Raw genomic sequence first — 18308 nt, forward strand, 5'->3', positions numbered from 1 at the left:
GTTCCGGCGCCCGCCCGTTATTTGCCCCCGCCGAGCGAGTGGACATAGACGGCCAGCGCCTTGATCGTGGGAGGATCGAGACGACCGACCCAGGTCGGCATGACGCCGGCGCGACCATTGCTGATCGTTTCGATCAGCGTCGCCTCGTCCGAGCCGTAGAGCCAGATCTTGTCGGTCAGGTCGGGCGCTCCGAGTTCCTGATTGCCCTTAGCATTGTCGCCATGGCACGCCGCGCAATTATCCGCAAAGATTTTCGCACCGGCCGATTTGTTGTAGCCCGGGATGGTCGATAGACCCGAGAGCGACCGGACGTAGTTGGCAACTGTGACGATCTGATCCTTCTTCAAAACGCCATCCTTGCCAAACGCCAGCATGGCGTTTTCGTGGGCCTTTGGATGCCCGGAACGGACACCGAACTGGATCGTCTGCATGATCTGATCGAGCGAACCACCCCAAAGCCATTCGTCATCGTTCAGGTTGGGATATCCCTTGGCACCGGCGCCGCCGCTGCCGTGGCACGGCGCGCAGTTGTCGCCGAATACCGTCTTGCCGCGGGCGCGGGCCAGCGCCAGCAATGCCGGATCCTTCTCGATTTCCGCCAGCGGCGCCGCGCCGAGTGCGACCATCTTGTCGCCGCGAATTTTTTCGAGGTTTGCGAGCTCAACGGCAACGTCCGCGCGCGACGAGTAATTCAGCACGCCGGTGGTATGGCTCCACAGCAGCGGCCACGCCGGATACACGATCCAGTAGCCGATCGCCCACACGATGGTCAGGTAAAACGTGATCACCCACCAGCGCGGCAGCGGCGTGTTCAATTCCTTGATGCCGTCCCACTCGTGGCCGGTGGTCGTCTTGCCGGAGACTTGGTCGAAATCGCTGTGCTCAGTCATGATCCGTCACTCCTCCCGCAGCGGCATCTGCGCGGCTTCGTCGAACGCGGCCTTGCTCCGCGGCCAGTACGCGTAAGCTACGATCGCCAGGAAGATTCCCACGAAGATGGGCGTCCAGAACGTGGTGACGAAATCGGATGTAAAATTCTGGACTGTCAGGATGGCTTTCATCGTTCTGCTTTCTCGACGGAGATGTGCTCAGCGAAGATTGGCTTTTTTGTTGTGGAGCTTGAAATCGACCAGCGTGCCGAGCATCTGCAAGTACGCGACTAGCGCGTCCATCTCGGTGGGCATGCCCGGCTTGCCGTCGAAGTTTCTGGCAACCGCTTTGGGATAACGTTTGGCGAAAGCGTCGACACCGGCGTTATCCGGGTCAGCCTGCGCCTTGAGATCGGCCACGGAGTTGGCAATCTGGTCGTCCGAATAGGGCACACCGACCGCGCGGCTGGTGCGAAGATGGCTGGCCATGCCAGAGACATCGACTTCCGTTTCCGACAGGAACGCATATCCCGGCATTACAGATTGCGGCACGATCGCGCGCGGATTGGTTAGGTGCGTGACATGCCATTCATCGGAATATTTGGCGCCGACGCGCGCCAGATCCGGACCGGTGCGCTTCGATCCCCACTGAAACGGGTGGTCATACATGCTCTCGGCCGCGAGCGAGTAATGGCCGTAGCGCTCGACTTCATCCCGCAATGGCCGGACCATCTGCGAGTGGCAGAGATAGCAGCCCTCGCGGACATAGACGTTGCGACCGGCGAGCTCGAGCGGCGTATACGGCCTGACGCCGTCGACGGCTTCGATGGTCGACTTGAGATAAAACATCGGCGTGATCTCGACGAGACCGCCGATGGCAATGACCGTGAGAATTCCGCCGATCAGGACGATCGAGTTCTTCTCGAATATCTGGTGTCTGCTCCAGAAAGACAACTAGTCGCTCCTCATTCCGCCGGCTGAAGAGCGACAGGCGATTGCGCTTCCGCTTCGCCGACACGCACCGTCATCCAGAGATTATAGGCCATGATCAACGCACCGATCAGGAATAGCGCGCCGCCCGCGGCGCGGATCGCATAGAAGGGATGCATCGCCTCGACGGACTCGATGAAGGAATATTCGAGGAAGCCGAGCGAAGTGTAGGCGCGCCACATCAGGCCCTGCAGGATCCCTGAAACCCACATCGCGGAGATGTAGAGCACGATGCCGATGGTCGCGATCCAGAAGTGCCAGTTGACGAGCTTGAGGCTGTAAAGGCCCTTACGATCCCACAACCAGGGGATCAGGCAGTACAGTGCGCCGAACGAGACGAAGCCGACCCAGCCGAGCGCGCCGGAATGAACGTGACCGACCGTCCAATCGGTGTAATGGCTGAGCGAATTCACCACCTTGATCGACATCAGCGGGCCTTCGAATGTGGCTATGCCGTAGAATGCGACCGACACCACGAGTATTCGGAGCACGGGGTCGGTGCGCAATTTGTCCCAGGCCCCTGACAGGGTCATGAGGCCGTTGATCATGCCGCCCCAGGACGGCATCCACAGCATGATGGAGAACGTCATGCCGAGCGTCTGCGCCCAGTCCGGCAACGCCGTATAGTGAAGATGATGCGGCCCGGCCCAGATGTAGAGGAAGATGATCGCCCAGAAGTGGATGATCGACAGCCGATAGGAATAGACCGGCCGCTCGGCGCGCTTCGGAATGAAATAGTACATGATGGCAAGGAAGCCGGCGGTCAGGAAGAAGCCCACCGCATTATGGCCGTACCACCACTGGAACATGGCATCCTGCACGCCGCCCCAGGCAATGTAGGATTTCGAGCCCCAGACGGATACTGGCAGCGCGGGATTGTTGCCGAGATGCAGCACGGCGATGGTGACGATGAAGGCGAGATAGAACCAGTTCGCGACAAAGATATGCGGTTCCTTGCGCTTGATAATGGTCATCAGGAACACCAGCAGATAGGCCACCCAGACGATCGTCAGCCACAGATCGGCGTACCATTCCGGTTCGGCATATTCCTTGGATTGGGTGACGCCGAGCAAATAGCCGGTGCCCGCGATCAGGATGAAGAAGTTGTAGCCGATCACGACGAACCACGGCGCGAGATCGCCGGCGAGGCGCACGCGGCAGGTCTTCTGCACGACATAGAACGACGTTGCGATTAACACATTGCCGCCAAACGCAAAGATCACTGCCGATGTGTGAAGCGGACGCAGGCGGCCAAAGCTGGTCCATGGCAAGTCGAAATTGAGCGCAGGCCAGGCAAGCTGCGACGCGATCAGCAACCCGACCGCAAATCCAGCGATGCCCCAGAACATCGCCATCACAGCCGAAAATTTGACGGGACCCATATTGTAATTGGGCCGGCCATTGATTTCCCGGAGGGGGAGCGCCGCGGGCCGGTCATAATACCGGTTCACGATCGCAAAGACCGCCCACAAACTAGCCGCGCACGCCAGAGACGCGTGAAAGGCGAACGCCGTATCCAGCGCCTTGGCGGTGGCGAACAGGCATAGAAACGCCGACGCGGCAAAAACTATTGCGAGGCCGGCTTCGCCGTGCGTCATCGATTTTGCGGATTGAGACTGGTTCATGCGCGGGCTTCTCTTCTGCAAAGGTCAGTCCCGAATGATCACACCTGGGGCGTCGTCGAATTGATCAAGGTCAAACTCCGGCGAATTTGCGAGAGCGCTGGGGAAAAAGCTGTCAAAACGTCAGCAACACGGAGCGATCGGGACGGATATCCGTAGGGCTGCACGATGCTTCCGTTCGATCTTACGCAGTCGCTTCGCAAGCTGCGGAGATGCCTCGAGTTCCGCTGCCAGGCATTCATCCAGCGCGTCAGCGGAGACCCGACACCCCGTCAAAAGCCCGTAAAGCTCCGGGGGCGACAGATTCAGATCTCGCGCAATCTGCTCGAACTCGGAGCGGTCCATGCCGCGCAGCTCGTTCGCGCGGGAAAAACTGGCGGCGACGGACTTTGCCCATGCGGTCAGAACACTGAATCCGCGCAACTTGCCTGTTTGGCCGAAAGCATTCGTCATGGGAGGTCTCCAGGATGATGATCCCGCAGCAATGCTAGTTCGGACGGGGATTGCCTTGATCGAAGTCAAGCCGGCTGCGCGGGTCACGCCGCCTTGCTGAAACGCGCCGCATCCGTGCGCGTGTGCGGATCGAATACTGCCGCGATGACCCGTACCACCTGACGGCCGGTATCGGTCGACGTCACGACGCGGCCTTCAATGCGTACCAAGCCGTCGTCTACCAAAGGCCGCAGCGAGGCAATTTCTTCCGTAAATTCCATTGCCGGCGCGGTGACGTCGAGGTCGGCCCGAAACGCGCATATCAGGCTTTCGATTGTATTGGCGCGCTGCTTTTCGGCGGCATCGAGCCGACAACCGCGCGCCGCCGCCAGGCGGCCATCCGCAATGACACGAACATAGCTTGGAACGTCGGAGATATTCTGGACATATCCGTCCCTGAACCGCGAAATCGAAGACGCGCCGAAGCCGATCAGGGTTTCCCTGCTGTCGTCGGTATAGCCCTGGAAATTGCGATGCAGCCGTCCCGACGCCGCGGCCCGCGCCAGCGCATCACCCGGTTTTGCAAAATGATCGATGCCGATCTTCAGAAAGCCGTGGCGCTGGAATTCCTCGGCGATGGCCTCGGCCTGGTCGATACGCTCCTCCGCACCGGGAAGCATCTTCTCATCGATAAGCCGCTGATTGGCCTTGAGACGCGGCATGTGGGCGTAGCCGTAGCAGGCGATGCGCGAGGCGACGGTCTGCAGCGGCAATCCGTAGATCAAACTCAGATTGCCGATGCCGGCAGCCCACAGCCGCAAAACGGCCGCGGCGACATCCTGCATCGGCTGCCACCGGCCGATCGCCGCCTGCACCATTGGATTGACGTCCTGCACGCCCAGACTGACGCGGTTGACACCAAGCTCATTCAGGCTGCCCGCCAGCAACGACGTCACACAGCGGGGATCGAGCTCGATGGCGTGCTCGAGACCGGGTTCGAGAACGAAATGCCGGCGCAGGACTGCCATCACGGATGCGAGACCCTCGGCCCCCAGAATGCTGGGCGTTCCCCCACCCCAGTGCAGTCGCGCAATGTGAACCGACGCTGTCAGATTGTCGCTGACCAGCACAATCTCGTGCTCCAGCGCCGCGCGATAGGCGCCGCCGACGTCCTCGCGCAGCGCCTTCTTGGTATGCAACCGCAATAGAGGCAGAGTTCGCGGCAATACGGCACATGCAGATAGACCGAGACGGCCTCGGCCACTCCAGATCGCGCAACCAGCGTTGCTGGTCCGCGGACGCCACCGCCGGCGTGAATTCGGCCGCCGTCGGGTAGGGCGTATATCGCGGCACCTGCAATCGGGCATAACGGCGTACAATATCGTTCACGGCAGGGCTCTCTTCGCCAGACTACTTGACCGGATGCCTCGGGTCAGAAAGGCCGGCGCCTGGCGTCAGTCTGTTGGGCCAATTGCTTGGGGCGGGTCTGCAAATCGCCCCACGCCAGAACGGCAGCAAAGACGACGAACATCAGGACAACGCCTGCGGCAACGAGCATGGAATCAGCGGGCATAGGTGATCTCCTTGTGATGGAGGAACAATGCCTGCTTCACGCAAATCGTCTTTGCGCTGAATCAAATAGATGGGTTACCGCTTAAGATGGTTTCACGCCGCGGCCATCGCCTCGGCACGTGGGCAATCGAGCAGGCGCACGCCTCCGCTGACGATAACAAGCATCTTTTCGCGCTCGAATCGGGTCAACGTCCGGCTCACCGTCTCGATCGTCAGCCCGAGATAGTCCGCGATATCCTGCCGACTCATAGGCAAGGAAACAGTTTGCCGCTCGTCGCCGATATGGGCCAGCCGCGCCCGCCAGCCGACCAGGAAGGCTGCGACCTTCTCCTCCGTCCTGCGCCGCCCCAACAGCAGCATCTGTTGCTGCGCCAGCATCAGTTCGCGTGACGCGAATTCGTTGATCCGGAGCAGAAAGTGTGGCCGCTGCTCGATAAAATGTTTAAAGGCATCCACGGGGAAGCGACACGCCGAAACACGCTTAATCGCGTCCGCCGAATAGCTGTAGCGAATAGACGGCATGGTGCCGAGAAAATCTCCCGGCAGTGCAAATCCGATTACCTGCCGCCGCCCATCTGGCAGCAGCTTGTACAGACGCGCAACACCCGCGGTAAGATTGTGAACCGAGCTGGCAACCTGGCCCGCAGAGAACAGCGCTTCGCTGGGCGCCAAATGAACCTGGCGGGCTATTCGCTCGAATTCGACAAGATCTGTCTCGTCAAGCGCGCCGCAGATGCTGAGCGACCGTACAGCGCAGGCCGTGCAACGACCGAAATTGGCGCGTAATGGCGAGATAGTTCGGATCATGTTCCCTGTCCATTCGACCGACCGGCAATTGCATCCCGCGGTCATAGGCCGGCTACTCAACGACCGCTGAGACGCGTTCCATTTTAAAGGATCCACGGCAGGCCAGTTGATCGAGATCAATTGGGTTCTCGAATAAACCTGCACTGTGCCGTCGATGTCTGGAAACCCGCCAGAGTGGACGCTGCAATGATCGAACGAATTTTGAGGCCTATCGCTTTTGCGTTCATCGCGTTGACGCCGGCCCTCGCCGCTTCACCTGACGAACGGCGCGGCAAGACATTTGCACTCAATAATTGTGCACGATGTCACGCCGTCGACCGCGTGGGCCAAAGCCCGCTAAAGATAGCGCCTCCGTTCCGGATATTGCACAAGCGCTATCCGATAGAGAATTTGGCTGAGTCGCTCGCCGAGGGCATCCAGACCGGGCATCCGACCATGCCGGAGTTCCAGCTCGATCCCGACCAGATTCACGACCTGTTGTCGTATCTGAAGACGCTGGAATACCTTTCTACAAAGCCCCCACCGTCCAGGCGATCACGTTCTTCGCAATCCGGCCGAATGCACCGCTGAACGCAGCGGCGGCTTCTGGCGGCTCTACCTGGTCGAATTTCTCACTTTCCTCGAATAGGCGTGCCGCGACGACCTTACCGCTCTTGTCGATGATCCTCGCCGACAAAGCGATTTCGGCTGAAGGCTTCGCATCGACCACAGTACGGAACCGGCGGACGTCGATCACAAGCTGGAATTCGGTTTGGCCTACGTCCGCCATGCGCAGCGGCGCATGCGCGAGGTCGTAGTTCTCAAAGCTCTCGATCAGCCTTGCCTGCAACAGTTTTGGAAGCGAATCGGCCCACATCGCTTCGGCAAACCCTGGATGGTCCTGTGCCGGCGAGAAAAGAAATCGCTGGGTCTGCGACCGCCGTGGGCTCCGGGATCGCCCATTGCACGTTCACCGTCTTGCCCGCCGGTCCCTGATTTTGCAGGGCGCGCAAGTCATAGGTGATCTTTACCGGCGGCGCGGTCACGCCGGTCATACGTTCGAGGCCGGCGACGATGCCGTCGAGCTTGCCGGCGTTGCGGGCAAGGCCTTCCGAAAACACTTGAAATTGGCGATGGTGTCCTTCAGCGCGCCGGAATTCTCCGTCAGCACCGAATCCACCTTGCGCAGCGCGTCACGGGCAGCCTGCGACATGCCCTGCCCGGCGCCGGGGTCGGCAATAAGCGTCGGCACCTTGCCGGTATTGGCAGCCAGCATACCGCCTTCCAGCGTGATAACGGGAACGCCAGTCAGGCCCTGGAATTCCAGACCGACCTTGGTGTCGGCGCGTACCGGTGTCGTCGAAGCCACCGAAATGGTCGCATTGACGCCGCGCGGTTTACCCGGCGCGAGACCGAGCTCGGAGACTTCGCCGACGCGGATGCCGATGAACAGCACCGCAGCGCCAACCAACAGCCCGGGCACCAAGCCTTCGAACTGGACGTGGTAGGTCGCGCGCGGTCCGAGACCACCGGCATTGTGCAGCCAGTAGATGAAGCCAAATACGGCGGCGATCGCCGCCAGCACGAAGGCGCCGACAACGACGAAGGGAGCGCGGGTTTCCATGGTCTAGCTCGCTTTGGATTGCAGCATCTGGGAACGCTTGCCCTGGAAATAGGCCCGCACCCACGGATGCGGATTGAAGCAGTTCGCGCATCGGCCCGATGGCGACGATCTTGCCGTCGGCGAGTGCCGCGACGCGGTCGCAAACGGTATTCAGACTGGCAAGATCATGGGTGACCATGAACACCGTCAGCCCTAGTGCTTTTTGCAATGTCTTAATCAGGCATCGAAATCGCCCGCCGCAATCGGATCGAGGCCCGAAGTCGGCTCGTCGAGAAACACGATCGCGGGATCGAGTGCGAGCGCACGCGCCAGCGCCACCCGCTTGGTCATGCCTCCGGATAATTCGGACGGAAACTTGTCGCCGTCCTCCGGCTGAGCCCGACCATTTCGAGCTTGGCGGTGGCGATCTCGTCCATCAGTTCATCCGACGGCATGAGATTTTCGCGCAACGGAAACTGGATGTTTTGCCGCACGGTAAGCGAGGAAAACAGCGCGCCCTGCTGAAATAGGATGCCCCATCGCCCGGCGGCGCTTCGCGAGGTGCGGTCATGGTTGCCACCAATTGTCGCCCCCATCACCTCGATCTCGCCTTCCTGCCGCGGAATGAGGCCGATGATGGTGCGCATCAGCACCGACTTGCCGCCGCCGGAAGCGCCGACCAGGCCGAGTATCTCCCCCGGCGCACATCGAGATCAAGATGATCGATCACGACATGGCGGCGGAAGCCGACCACAAGGTCATGCACGCGTATCGCAAACTGTCCGTCCGCTTCCTGCATCGCTACATTCCGATCGATGCAAAGAACACCGCAAACAACCCATCGAGCACGATCACCAGGAAGATCGACTTAACCACCGAGGTGGTGGTCTGCTTACCGAGCGACTCGGCACTCCCCTTCACCCGCAAACCCTCGCTACAGGCGACGATGCCGATCACCAGCGCCATGAACGGCGCCTTGATGATGCCCACCTCGAAATGCGTGACGGATACGGCCTCGTGCAGTCGCGCAATGAAGATCGCCGGCCCCATGCCGCCATAGAACCACGCGACCAGGCCGCCGCCATAAAGTGCGGCCATCGAGCCGATGAGACTAAGGATCGGCAGCGCGCAGGCAAGCGCGATGATCCGGGGCAGCATCAGGAGCTCGATCGGATCCAGCCCCATGGTCGACAACGCGTCGAACTCCTCGCGCATCTTCATCGAGCCGAGCTCGGCGGTGTAGGCGCTGCCGGAACGGCCCAGCACTTTATGAGTTAGCTAGGTGACCTTTGGTTCCATCCGGATAGTCGCTTGCATGGGATGGTCCTTGGCAGGAAGCACACTTAGCGAGCGCGTTGCACCCTGCCGCCGACACTTCGCTGCAACGCCCGCATCACGTCTTCGCGAGAGATGATGCCCGCAAGCCGCTGATCACCGTCGATCACCGGCATGCTGCGGATGCGATGATCGACCATGAGCTGAAGCACCCTGGTCAGCCCGGTATCCGTCCCGACATAGATGAAATCCGAGGTCATGATATCGTTGACCGTCCGCTTCATCAGATCGTCGTAACGCGGCATCATGCGGGCCGGAGTAAAGACAAAGCAGGCAAGATGGTCGAACTTCGAGACAAGCCCTACGACCTGCCCGTTTTCCTCAACCGGGTAGGTATTGAAGTCTTCTCGTTCAAAGAGATCGCCGAGTTCGCGCAGTGTAAGGCCGCGCACGACCGTCGTGACTTTGCCCGTCATATGGTCTGCAACAACCTGATCGATGAAGCTATCCAAGATGCGACCCTCAATCGAAATTCTGTGCGATTCAATCAGACCGTCAGCCGGCGGTATTGATTGAAATCAAGTTCAGTGTGACAGCAGGGAGCAGCGGTTCGATGGGTTGGTGAGATGTCGCGTCACGCCCCCGAGAATCCACTCGCTGAACCGTGAGTGGCCATCCGCACCGGCAATGACAACGCTAGCGCCGACGTCAGCCGCAATCCTATCAAGCTGTTCCGTCACCCCGGCTGCTGACTCCGGAACCACGGTGCTCGCAACGATACCGTGGCCAAGCAGCCACGCCGCCACGTCCGCAACATGTAACAACGCATCGGCGCGATGGGCGCCCTGATTTCTGCAACCGTAATGTCTTTTGCCGTGGCAAGAATCGGCAGCGCATCGAGTATTGCCCGGCGCGCCTCCCTCACATCCTTCCAGGCCACCAGCACGCTTCTGAAATCGAACCATTCCACCGCAGGAGGCACGACGATGATCGGACGGCCGGCCTTGATCAAAAGTGCGCTGGGATCCGCAGCAGCGCAGGGGTCGACAATGGCCTCGCTGCGCGCACCTACCACGAGGATGTCCGCGGCCCTGGCCTGGTGCACGACGTAAGGGACTGGCATCGCCTGGACGGAACGCTACTCCACCGACTTGGCGCGCTTCCCGACCGCAGTACGGAATTGCGCCTCAAGCTCCGACAACCGCCTTCGAACGGCCGTGGCCTCCTCATCGAGGAATTTCTGCGCCTAGCCGCCATCTGCAAAATACAATGGCGCCTTGACGTCCGAGGCCGCAATGCCGATCACCCGCGCCCCGAATCGTCGGCCAGATCCCCCGCCACCGCGAGACAGGCATCATTGGGACGGTCCAGCGCCAGACTGACCATGACGGTTTTGTAGTTCATATCCTGCTCCACCCTTTGGGTCGAAATGCCGAATGGGCGTGCTGCCCACAGAGCTGCACCTTAGAAAACGATTCCAGATCGAACCTGACCTAGATCAAGACGGAGAGCTTTCGCCGTTACGAGCAAACCCGGCTTTGCGATACCCGGGGAGCAATACAGCTCGTGGATATTGCCTTTTCTCTCAATAAGATAAACGCTAGTGATAATTCGCCGCGTTCCCAATAATCGGACACGATTTCCGGCGTGCATGGAATGGTTCGAGGCAAGGCATGATAGACGTCGACCGACCATTTCGCAGTCAGGATCCGCTCGACCAGAACGTGCGCAGCGGGGCCGAGGGATCCGGCGTCGGCACCTGGGATTTTGAGTTTTCGACCCGGGAATTGACCTGGTCCAACACCACAAGGAAGCTTTTCGGCGTCGCACCTGACATGCCGATCGATTACGACAATTTCCTCTCCCTGCTTGATTTGCAGGATCGCGATCGCACCGCGAAGGCGATGCAGCAATCGATCGAAACCGGGTGCAATTTCGATATTCAATACAGGGTGCACCGGTATGCGGATGCGGGTCATTGGGTGCGCGCGCTCGGCGCCATCGTAGCCGGCCCGGATGGTGTCCCTGCCCGGCTCAGCGGTGTGATGATCGACATCGATCGTGAGAAGCGTTTCGAGGATGAGTTAAGGATACGCGAGCGGCACTTCCGTTCGATCCTGGATACGGTCCCCGATGCCATGATCGTGATTGACGAGCACGGCATCATGCAGTTTTTCTCGAGCGCCGCCGAGCGGCAATTTGGCTACACCGAACCTGAAGCGATCGGGAAAAATATCAGCCAGCTGATGCCGGAGCCGGATCGCAGCCGCCATGACGGATATCTCGCCCGCTATTTGAAGACAGGTGAACGCCGCATCATCGGCATCGGCCGCATCGTGACCGGGATGCGCAAGGACGGCACCACATTTCCCATGCATCTCACCATCGGCGAGATGCAATCGGCCGGGAAACCTTACTTCACAGGCTTTGTGCGCGACCTGACCGAGCAGCAGCAGACCCAGGCAAGGCTGCAGGAACTGCAATCCGAACTGGTTCACGTGTCGCGCTTGAGCGCGATGGGAGAGATGGCGTCCGCGCTGGCCCACGAACTCAATCAGCCGCTTTCAGCCATCAGCAACTACATGAAGGGATTACGCCGCCTGCTCGCGGACAGCACCGACGTCAACGCGCCGAAGATCGAGGCCGCGCTCGACCGTGCCGCGGAACAGGCCATCCGGGCCGGTGACATCATCCGGCGACTGCGCACCTTCGTCGGGCGCGAGGCATCGGAGAAGCGCGTCGAGAGCCTTTCGAAGCTGACCGAGGAAGCCGGCGCGCTCGGGCTTACCGGTGCTCGCGAACAGGGGGTATTGCTGCGCTTCAACCTCGACCCGGCCTGCGACCTGGTGCTTGCCGACAGGGTCCAGATCCAGCAGGTCCTGGTCAACCTCTTCCGCAATGCGCTGGAAGCGATGGCCAATTCGATCCACCGCGAGCTGATCGCTTCCAACGCCAAGGCAGCGGACGATATGATTGAAATTGCCATATCGGACACCGGACATGGATTCGGCAGCGACACCCATGTGAACCTGTTTCAGCCGTTTTTCACGACCAAGGAGACAGGCATGGGCGTCGGCCTTTCGATCAGCCGGACAATCATAGAGACCCATGGCGGCCGGATGTGGGCCGAAACAAATCAAGCCGGCGGTGCAACATTTCGTTTCACGCTGCCCGCCGGTGCTGCCAAGGATGTGACTTATGGGCGGTAAGGTTTATGTCATCGATGACGATGCGGCGATGCGCGACTCGCTGGATTTCCTGCTCGGCTCGGCCGGCTACAGCGTGCGCCTGTTCGATTCCGCGCAGGTTTTTCTGAGCGAGCATCCGAAGCTGGAGGCCGGGTGCGTGGTCACGGATATAAGGATGCCGGGCATGGACGGCATGGAATTGCTGCGTCAACTCAATGGAGCCTCCAGCGTCCGAAAGCTTCCGATCATCGTCATGACCGGCCATGGCGACGTGCCGCTCGCCGTCGAAGCTATGAAGCTTGGCGCGCTCGACTTTCTCGAAAAGCCGTTCGAGGATGACCGGCTGATCGGGATGGTCGAGACCGCGCTCTCGCAGAATGAAGGCGGCGCGAAGAGCGAAGCGCTGACGGCCGACATGGCCGCACGGGTCGCGTCCCTCACCCAGCGGGAGCGGCAGGTGATGCAGGGCCTGGTGAGCGGCCAATCGAACAAGGTGATTGCCAGGGAATACAATATCAGCCCTCGCACGGTGGAGGTCTATCGGGCCAACGTCATGACCAAGATGCAGGCGGCTAACCTCTCGGAATTGGTCAGGTTTGCGATCCGGGCCGGGATCGTCGACGATTGAGCCAAGTCAATATGGGCGTGGGCGGACTGGCTATCCTGCACTGATGCAGCATACCCATCACACATTCGGCCGTTCCGAGACTGGCCCGTCCCCCAAAAAATCGCTGATTTACGTCGTCGACGATGACCACGACGTCCTGAAGTCGCTGCGGTTTTTGCTGGAGACCGAGGGCTTCGAGGTCCGCACCTTCCGCAGCGGGTCCGCGTTGCTGGAATCTTCGATCCCGCAGGGCGCGGATTGCCTCGTCGTGGATTACAAGATGGCAGGGATCGACGGTTTGGAACTTGCCCAGCGACTGCGCGGCCTCGACATCAGCACGCCGATCGTCATGATTACGGGTTATCCAGACGGGAGCATTTCGGCGAAGGCCAGCTCTGCCGGGGTGCTTCAGGTCCTCCTCAAGCCCAATCTCGAAGACAATTTGGTGGAATGTATTCGAAACGCCATCAATCCGGGCTCCGCGACGGGCCAGTCCTGAATAATCAGGCGAGACGCGGCACCCGTAAAACCCCATAAGTAGACCCCCTTAGGATATCGTCCGAAATATCGCCGAACAGATATCCTCGATAAACCAAGCCATCCCGCATCGAGGAGATGGCGACATGCATACCCAGACGATCACCGCGCCGGCAGCCCACGTTCTCAACGCCCCGCGCAGCCCGGTACCTCCGTCGGCCGACCAGTTCAGCGTCATCGCCAGTTGCTCGGGTGTGGTCGCGACCGAATTCTCCTACCGCAAGGACGAGGAAATCTACGGCGAGGGCGAACTTGCCGAGTACGTCTATCAGGTAATCCGGGGTGCGGTTCGTACCTACAAGCTGTTGAACGACGGACGGCGCCAGATCGGCGCATTCCATCTGGCCGGCGACGTCTTCGGCCTCGATCCCGGCACCTCCCATCGCCTGACGGCCGAAGCCATCTCCGATACCACCGTCCGCCTGGTGAAGCGCCGCAGCCTGGAAGCCGCCGCGGGATCCAACGTCAGGGTCGCCCACAATCTCTGGACCATGACCGCAAGCGATCTCAGGCACGCGGAAGATCATATGCTGTTGCTCGGCCGCAAGACCGCGATGGAAAAGGTTGCGACGTTCCTCCTGGAAATGGACCGCCGGCTCGCCAAGACCGGTATGATGGCGCTGCCGATGTGCCGCCGCGATATCGGCGATTATCTCGGCCTGACGCTGGAAACCGTGTCGCGCGCGCTGTCGCAGCTCAACGATCAGGGCGTCCTGGTGTTTTCGAGTGCCCGTCAAATCGTGCTGCGCAACCGCCAACGTCTGGCAGACATGGACGCCTGAGGCAGGCCGCCTGCCTACGTCCCCATCTGTACGCGACAATGCGCAACGCACACGGCTAGGAGTCGAGAATGAACAACTATCGCGTCTCGTTTTATAAGGATATCCTGAATTCGGACGGCCACAGCTTCAAGTGCCTGCAGCGCCAAGTTGATGTCCAATCGAATGGTCCGTCGCAGGCGATGGTGCTGGCTGAACGGCTGGTTGACAATGAACGCCTCAACGCCAACTGCATCGAGGTGAAAAGGTAAATCGCGCCGGCCCAGCGCAGGGTTTCGTAAGCGAACAGGATTGTTGAGGATCAGCGATCCCGCACCAAGCCCGACCGCGATGCCGAGCAGCGCCAATCCCAGCGCGACGCCAAGGACGGCGGAGAATCCGGCGAGGCGGCCCCGGCTCGCACCGAGCACGGCGAGATGGGCCATGTTCGGCCCCCGCGTCATTTCGATGATGAGCGATGTCAGGACAAAGGCAATGAGGGGCGATTGAAATGCCGCGGAATAGAAGGCGGCAAGTTCTAGGAAACGGTCCATGTCATGGCGCGCTCATCAGGAGGCGCGGCTCCAGGTGTGTTTGCAGGGAGCGGACGATGGATCCGACGTGTGCTCGAATTCATGAAGCGCGAGGCCATGTAGTTCAACGTCTGGGCCGACCAGCCCGTGCTGATTTATCCGACGCACTGGCGCGTATGGCGTCAATAAGGAATTGAGAGGAGGCAAGTGTACACACCTTCATGCCATTTGATCTACCGCAACGACTCAGCGTGGCTATACGTTCATGCTCGGAGTTTCAGCACGTTGGGGAGCGCGCCATGAAAACCGAGATCAAGACATACCCGATCGTCGAAAACGTCATTAATCTGTTCGGCGACTGGCTCCAGCATCAGCGCGAGATGCGTGAACTTCGCGATATGAATAGCGGGGATTTCGCACGTATTGCGCGGGACCTTTGTGTGAGTCCTGCCGAGCTCGATGCCGTTGTCCGGCAGGGACCACATGCGAGCGATGAGTTGCCGAGGCTCCTGAAATCCTGGGCATCGACGAAGCGACCCTCTCGCGGACCCAGCCTGTCCTGCAACGTGACATGGTCCGCGTCTGCTCTGCATGCGAGCGGAAGGCCCTGTGCAACCACGACCTCGACGCCGGCACCCTCGCCCAACGGTATGACGAGTACTGCCCCAACACGGCGGCAATCGACGAACTGGGTCAGAAGGCGTGATGCATTCGTCAGCTTCGGCCCGTGAGCAACGGGCCGAATTTGGCTAGATACCGAGGAAATTCGCTGCGACGGCCTCGATTCCGAGGCGCGGCAAAACGCCCCCGATTTCGCACTGCGGAAACGGCGAACTCGGGCCGGATTGATCTAGATCAAAGCAGCGAGCGATACTTCTTCTAGCGTTGACGCGGGCAGCGGCACCGATGCCGCCAATGATCCAGCCGTCAAATCGCAAACGAGATTCAGCATGTCGGCCGCAAGCGACGACAGGAGGCGGAAGGCCGCGCCGCAGGCGCATGGAAAAATTCGCGTCTCTATTTCTGACTGCCGTGCTTTTGCTGGCCTTTGCGGTCGCGACCGTCGGCAGCTAGGCCCTCGCCGTTTGGATCTACCAGATGATGGCCGGGCCCCGGCCCTCCCACGCGGTAGTTGCAGCTCTTCAGGGAGAAAAACGTGCCAGACCTCATAGCGCGATCGATCGTCGGGCCCTTATTACGGGCCGTCTGCTCAATCCGGATCGCGTGGTGGCGCCGCCCGGCGGCGAGATCGCCAGCATTCTGGTGCAGGCCCGCCCGGAGCGCCTCGCAGACGTGGAAGCTGCAATCCTGACCCTGGAGGGATGCGAAATCTACGGCCGCGATCCCAAGAGCAAGCTCGTCTTCGTGGTCGATTCGCCGGATGCCGGCGCGCTCGGCACCACGCTCAACCAGCTCGCGCTGTTGCCCGACGTCTATTCCGCTTCGCTTGTTTTCCACGCCATCGACGCGACCACCTGACTTCGGGAGAATTGCCATGACCGAACCCACGCTCGATCGCCGTCAGGTTCTCAAGCTCGAGGCGGCCACAATGGCGGCACTCGCCGGCGGAATGCCGTCGATCGCCGGCGCCGCCGTGGCCTACGTCCTCGATGACGTGCAGCTTGCCGTCGCGATCGCCAGGTCGAAGGACCCGTCTGCCTATATCATCAGCGACAAAACTTTTTCAAAGGCCGAACCCTATGGGACCATGCTGCGTAAGGACGACGCAGCCTTCAAGGCAGTGGCAGATCGTACGACTGCGGAGCTTTACCGCAGCCCGGAGATCGAGGCGCTCTACAAAAAGTGGCTCGAATCGCCGGTCCCGCCGAACGGGCTCAACTTCAATACGCCCATGTCGGCGGTTCTGCGCAAGGCATTTGCAAATCCGTCGGACAGCCCGGATCCCGCAAGCTACGAGCGCTGATGATAGGCGGCCGCGACCGGTGCTTGCGTCCCTTCGGCTTTCCCCGTGGCTTCACACGGCCCTGCTCTGCGTCGGCGCCCGGCCACCGCCGTCAGCGATCAGCACCGCTCCGGTGATGAAAGAGGCTTCGGTGGATGCTAGAAACAGACAGCAGGATGCGATCTCCGATGGCTCGGCAATCCTGCGCAATGCGATTCGCTCCCTTAACACCCTGAATTCGTCTTCTGGTGTACTGCCTTTTTTTCCGCGAGAAGCCGCATTTCATGCTCGCTCATCGGCGTCCGCACCCATCCCGGAGCAACGGCATTGGCGCGAATTCCGTCGCCACCGTGGGCAAAGGCGAGCGAGCGCGTGTAGGACACGACCGCCGCCTTGCTCGCCGCATAGCTCACGCCGTCCGGGCTCGAATTGAACGCCGCAACGGAGGCGATGTTCACGATCGCTCCGCCCCGCTGCCTGAGCAGCGGAAGGGTAGCGCGGCAGACTCTCATCGTTCCCGTCAGATTGACGTCGAACGTTGTCGTCCAGGTCTCGTCCGTCACGGTTTCCGGTTCATCCGGAATGATCAAGCCGGCGGCGTTGAGCCCGATGTCAAGTCTTTCGCCGCACGTTCCGATGGCCGCGGCAATATCCGCTTCGTTCGTCACATCGCCATGTACGGCAGTTCCACCGACCGCACTGGCGGCATCATCCAGCGCCGGACCGCCCAGGCCAAACAGAACAATGCGGGCACCTTCGCGTGTAAACAATTCGGCCGATGCGCGTCCGATTCCGGTCGCAGCACCCGTGATCAGGGCGATGCGCCCTGCAAGACGACTGCTCATTCGATCCCCCATTGCTGCTCGACGGCAAATCCGGTTTCCGGCAGCGTCGAGCCGCCATCGATGAGGGTCGTCTGGCCTGTCACATATTTCGCATGTTCCGACGCGAGATAGACCATGGCGTAGGCGATGTCGTCGGCCTCGCCCATCGATCCGACCGGAATAAACCGTCCGATCCGCGCCATGTTCTCCGGCGTGCTCAGGGTACCGCGGCCGGGCTTTGCGATGAAGCCGGCTTCGACGCCGTTCACGGTGATGCCATCTCGGGCGTGCTCAAATGCCGCGCCGCGAATGAACGCGTTCACGCCGGCCTTCGCGGCCGAGTAATGGGTGCCGCCTCCCATCGCGACCCGGGCCGACACCCACGACGTCACCAGGATTCTCCCGAACCGGTTCGCCCGCATGTGCGGAATGGCGGCCTGCGCCAGGAGTGCCAGGGTCGCATCGAGCTTTTCCTCGTCAAGCTCTTCGAGCGACGACCACAGGCATCCTCCCGCGTTGTGGACCACGATGTCGAGGCGGCCGTGCCGGCTTGCGGCCTGACCCACCAGTGCATGCAGGCCTGCCCGATCCAGCCCGTCGAAGGGAACGTCATGCACACGGAGGTTGCACGCCTCGAGTTGCCTGACTAGTTCCGCAGCAACATCCCTCGTGCGGTTCGCGATCACCACCGTCGCTCCGGCCTCGGCGAAGCGGGTGACGATAGCGGCGCCAATGCCGCGTCCGCCACCGGTCACCAGCGCTACTCTTCCCGACAGGTCGAAAGGAGCTGATGTCATGAGCATCGAGCC

General features: G+C 60.8%; 18 protein-coding genes and 7 pseudogenes. 9 read left to right on the top strand and 16 right to left on the bottom strand.

What is annotated here, in order from left to right:
• Positions 1–17 precede the first annotated feature (17 nt).
• The 8 genes and pseudogenes from ccoP to IVA95_RS23335 all read right to left on the bottom strand — a co-directional run bounded on the left by ccoP (position 18) and on the right by IVA95_RS23335 (position 6292).
• On the bottom strand, positions 18–890 hold the full coding sequence (gene ccoP, locus IVA95_RS23300; protein WP_247512610.1) for a cytochrome-c oxidase, cbb3-type subunit III: 873 nt from the start codon (positions 888–890) through the stop codon (positions 18–20).
• Positions 891–896: 6 nt separating this feature from the next.
• A complete protein-coding gene (locus IVA95_RS23305) occupies positions 897–1061 on the bottom strand; it encodes a cbb3-type cytochrome c oxidase subunit 3 (RefSeq protein ID WP_247512611.1) in 165 nt (54 codons plus the stop codon).
• A gap of 27 nt (positions 1062–1088) precedes the next feature.
• Entirely contained in the window at positions 1089–1823 is a 735-nt protein-coding gene (gene ccoO / locus IVA95_RS23310; RefSeq protein ID WP_247512612.1) for a cytochrome-c oxidase, cbb3-type subunit II, read from the bottom strand.
• Between the two features lie 11 nt (positions 1824–1834).
• The gene (gene ccoN / locus IVA95_RS23315) at positions 1835–3484 is read right to left on the bottom strand and encodes a cytochrome-c oxidase, cbb3-type subunit I (RefSeq protein WP_247512613.1); all 1650 of its coding nucleotides are present in this window, start codon (positions 3482–3484) and stop codon (positions 1835–1837) included.
• Between the two features lie 120 nt (positions 3485–3604).
• Positions 3605–3934, bottom strand: a complete 330-nt coding sequence (locus tag IVA95_RS23320; protein WP_247512614.1) for a hypothetical protein — start codon at positions 3932–3934, stop codon at positions 3605–3607.
• A gap of 83 nt (positions 3935–4017) precedes the next feature.
• A pseudogene (gene hemN, locus IVA95_RS23325) lies at positions 4018–5302 on the bottom strand (oxygen-independent coproporphyrinogen III oxidase).
• A gap of 43 nt (positions 5303–5345) precedes the next feature.
• On the bottom strand, positions 5346–5486 hold the full coding sequence (locus IVA95_RS23330) for a hypothetical protein (RefSeq protein ID WP_247512616.1): 141 nt from the start codon (positions 5484–5486) through the stop codon (positions 5346–5348).
• A gap of 92 nt (positions 5487–5578) precedes the next feature.
• Positions 5579–6292 (bottom strand): Crp/Fnr family transcriptional regulator, encoded by a 714-nt coding sequence (locus tag IVA95_RS23335; RefSeq protein WP_346658038.1) that lies wholly within the window; start codon positions 6290–6292, stop codon positions 5579–5581.
• Between the two features lie 186 nt (positions 6293–6478).
• Between IVA95_RS23335 and IVA95_RS23340 the strand changes: the two are divergent.
• Positions 6479–6793, top strand: a pseudogene (locus IVA95_RS23340) (cytochrome c); the annotation flags it as partial.
• A 7-nt stretch (positions 6794–6800) separates the two neighbouring features.
• Here IVA95_RS23340 and IVA95_RS23345 read toward each other — a convergent pair.
• The 5 genes and pseudogenes from IVA95_RS23345 to IVA95_RS39065 all read right to left on the bottom strand — a co-directional run bounded on the left by IVA95_RS23345 (position 6801) and on the right by IVA95_RS39065 (position 10161).
• A pseudogene (locus IVA95_RS23345) lies at positions 6801–7895 on the bottom strand (MlaD family protein).
• Positions 7896–7898: 3 nt separating this feature from the next.
• Positions 7899–8673, bottom strand: a pseudogene (locus IVA95_RS23350) (ATP-binding cassette domain-containing protein).
• Between the two features lie 2 nt (positions 8674–8675).
• Positions 8676–9134: pseudogene (locus tag IVA95_RS23355) on the bottom strand (ABC transporter permease); the annotation flags it as partial.
• An 83-nt stretch (positions 9135–9217) separates the two neighbouring features.
• Complete coding sequence (locus tag IVA95_RS23360; RefSeq protein WP_247512618.1) at positions 9218–9661, bottom strand: CBS domain-containing protein; 444 nt, start codon at positions 9659–9661, stop codon at positions 9218–9220.
• 224 nt (positions 9662–9885) lie between these two features.
• Positions 9886–10161 carry a hypothetical protein gene (locus tag IVA95_RS39065; RefSeq protein WP_346658033.1) on the bottom strand — a complete coding sequence of 92 codons (276 nt, stop codon included), beginning with the start codon at positions 10159–10161 and terminating at the stop codon, positions 9886–9888.
• A 661-nt stretch (positions 10162–10822) separates the two neighbouring features.
• On the opposite strand from IVA95_RS39065, the gene fixL reads away from it, so the two are divergent.
• From fixL to IVA95_RS23385, 4 genes are all read left to right on the top strand, one after another.
• Positions 10823–12358: a sensor protein FixL gene (fixL, locus tag IVA95_RS23370; RefSeq protein WP_247512619.1), complete on the top strand. Its 1536-nt coding sequence runs from the start codon at positions 10823–10825 to the stop codon at positions 12356–12358.
• Positions 12348–12965 carry a response regulator FixJ gene (fixJ, locus tag IVA95_RS23375; protein WP_247512620.1) on the top strand — a complete coding sequence of 206 codons (618 nt, stop codon included), beginning with the start codon at positions 12348–12350 and terminating at the stop codon, positions 12963–12965. The genes fixL and fixJ overlap by 11 nt, the downstream gene beginning before the upstream one ends.
• Before the next feature lie 43 nt (positions 12966–13008).
• A complete protein-coding gene (locus IVA95_RS23380; protein WP_247512621.1) occupies positions 13009–13443 on the top strand; it encodes a response regulator in 435 nt (144 codons plus the stop codon).
• A 124-nt stretch (positions 13444–13567) separates the two neighbouring features.
• A complete protein-coding gene (locus tag IVA95_RS23385) occupies positions 13568–14263 on the top strand; it encodes a helix-turn-helix domain-containing protein (protein WP_247512622.1) in 696 nt (231 codons plus the stop codon).
• Between the two features lie 14 nt (positions 14264–14277).
• Here the strand turns inward: IVA95_RS23385 and IVA95_RS23390 are convergent, their stop codons facing one another.
• Positions 14278–14793, bottom strand: a complete 516-nt coding sequence (locus tag IVA95_RS23390) for a hypothetical protein (RefSeq protein WP_247512623.1) — start codon at positions 14791–14793, stop codon at positions 14278–14280.
• A gap of 550 nt (positions 14794–15343) precedes the next feature.
• Between IVA95_RS23390 and IVA95_RS39070 the strand changes: the two genes are divergently transcribed.
• The 4 genes and pseudogenes from IVA95_RS39070 to IVA95_RS23410 all read left to right on the top strand — a co-directional run.
• The gene (locus tag IVA95_RS39070) at positions 15344–15478 is read left to right on the top strand and encodes a hypothetical protein (RefSeq protein ID WP_346658034.1); all 135 of its coding nucleotides are present in this window, start codon (positions 15344–15346) and stop codon (positions 15476–15478) included.
• A gap of 293 nt (positions 15479–15771) precedes the next feature.
• Positions 15772–15843: pseudogene (locus IVA95_RS23400) on the top strand (nitrate reductase); the annotation flags it as partial.
• A 30-nt stretch (positions 15844–15873) separates the two neighbouring features.
• On the top strand, positions 15874–16251 hold the full coding sequence (locus tag IVA95_RS23405; protein WP_247512731.1) for a chaperone NapD: 378 nt from the start codon (positions 15874–15876) through the stop codon (positions 16249–16251).
• Positions 16252–16363: 112 nt separating this feature from the next.
• Positions 16364–16696, top strand: a pseudogene (locus IVA95_RS23410) (transporter substrate-binding domain-containing protein); the annotation flags it as partial.
• Between the two features lie 203 nt (positions 16697–16899).
• On the opposite strand, the gene IVA95_RS23415 reads toward IVA95_RS23410, so the two are convergent.
• The gene (locus tag IVA95_RS23415; protein ID WP_247512624.1) at positions 16900–17520 is read right to left on the bottom strand and encodes an SDR family oxidoreductase; all 621 of its coding nucleotides are present in this window, start codon (positions 17518–17520) and stop codon (positions 16900–16902) included.
• Complete coding sequence (locus IVA95_RS23420) at positions 17517–18296, bottom strand: SDR family oxidoreductase (RefSeq protein ID WP_247512625.1); 780 nt, start codon at positions 18294–18296, stop codon at positions 17517–17519. Before IVA95_RS23420 ends, IVA95_RS23415 begins: the two co-directional genes overlap by 4 nt.
• Between the last annotated feature and the right edge of the window lie 12 nt (positions 18297–18308).

This window comes from Bradyrhizobium sp. 157 (assembly GCF_023073815.1).
Lineage (GTDB): Bacteria > Pseudomonadota > Alphaproteobacteria > Rhizobiales > Xanthobacteraceae > Bradyrhizobium.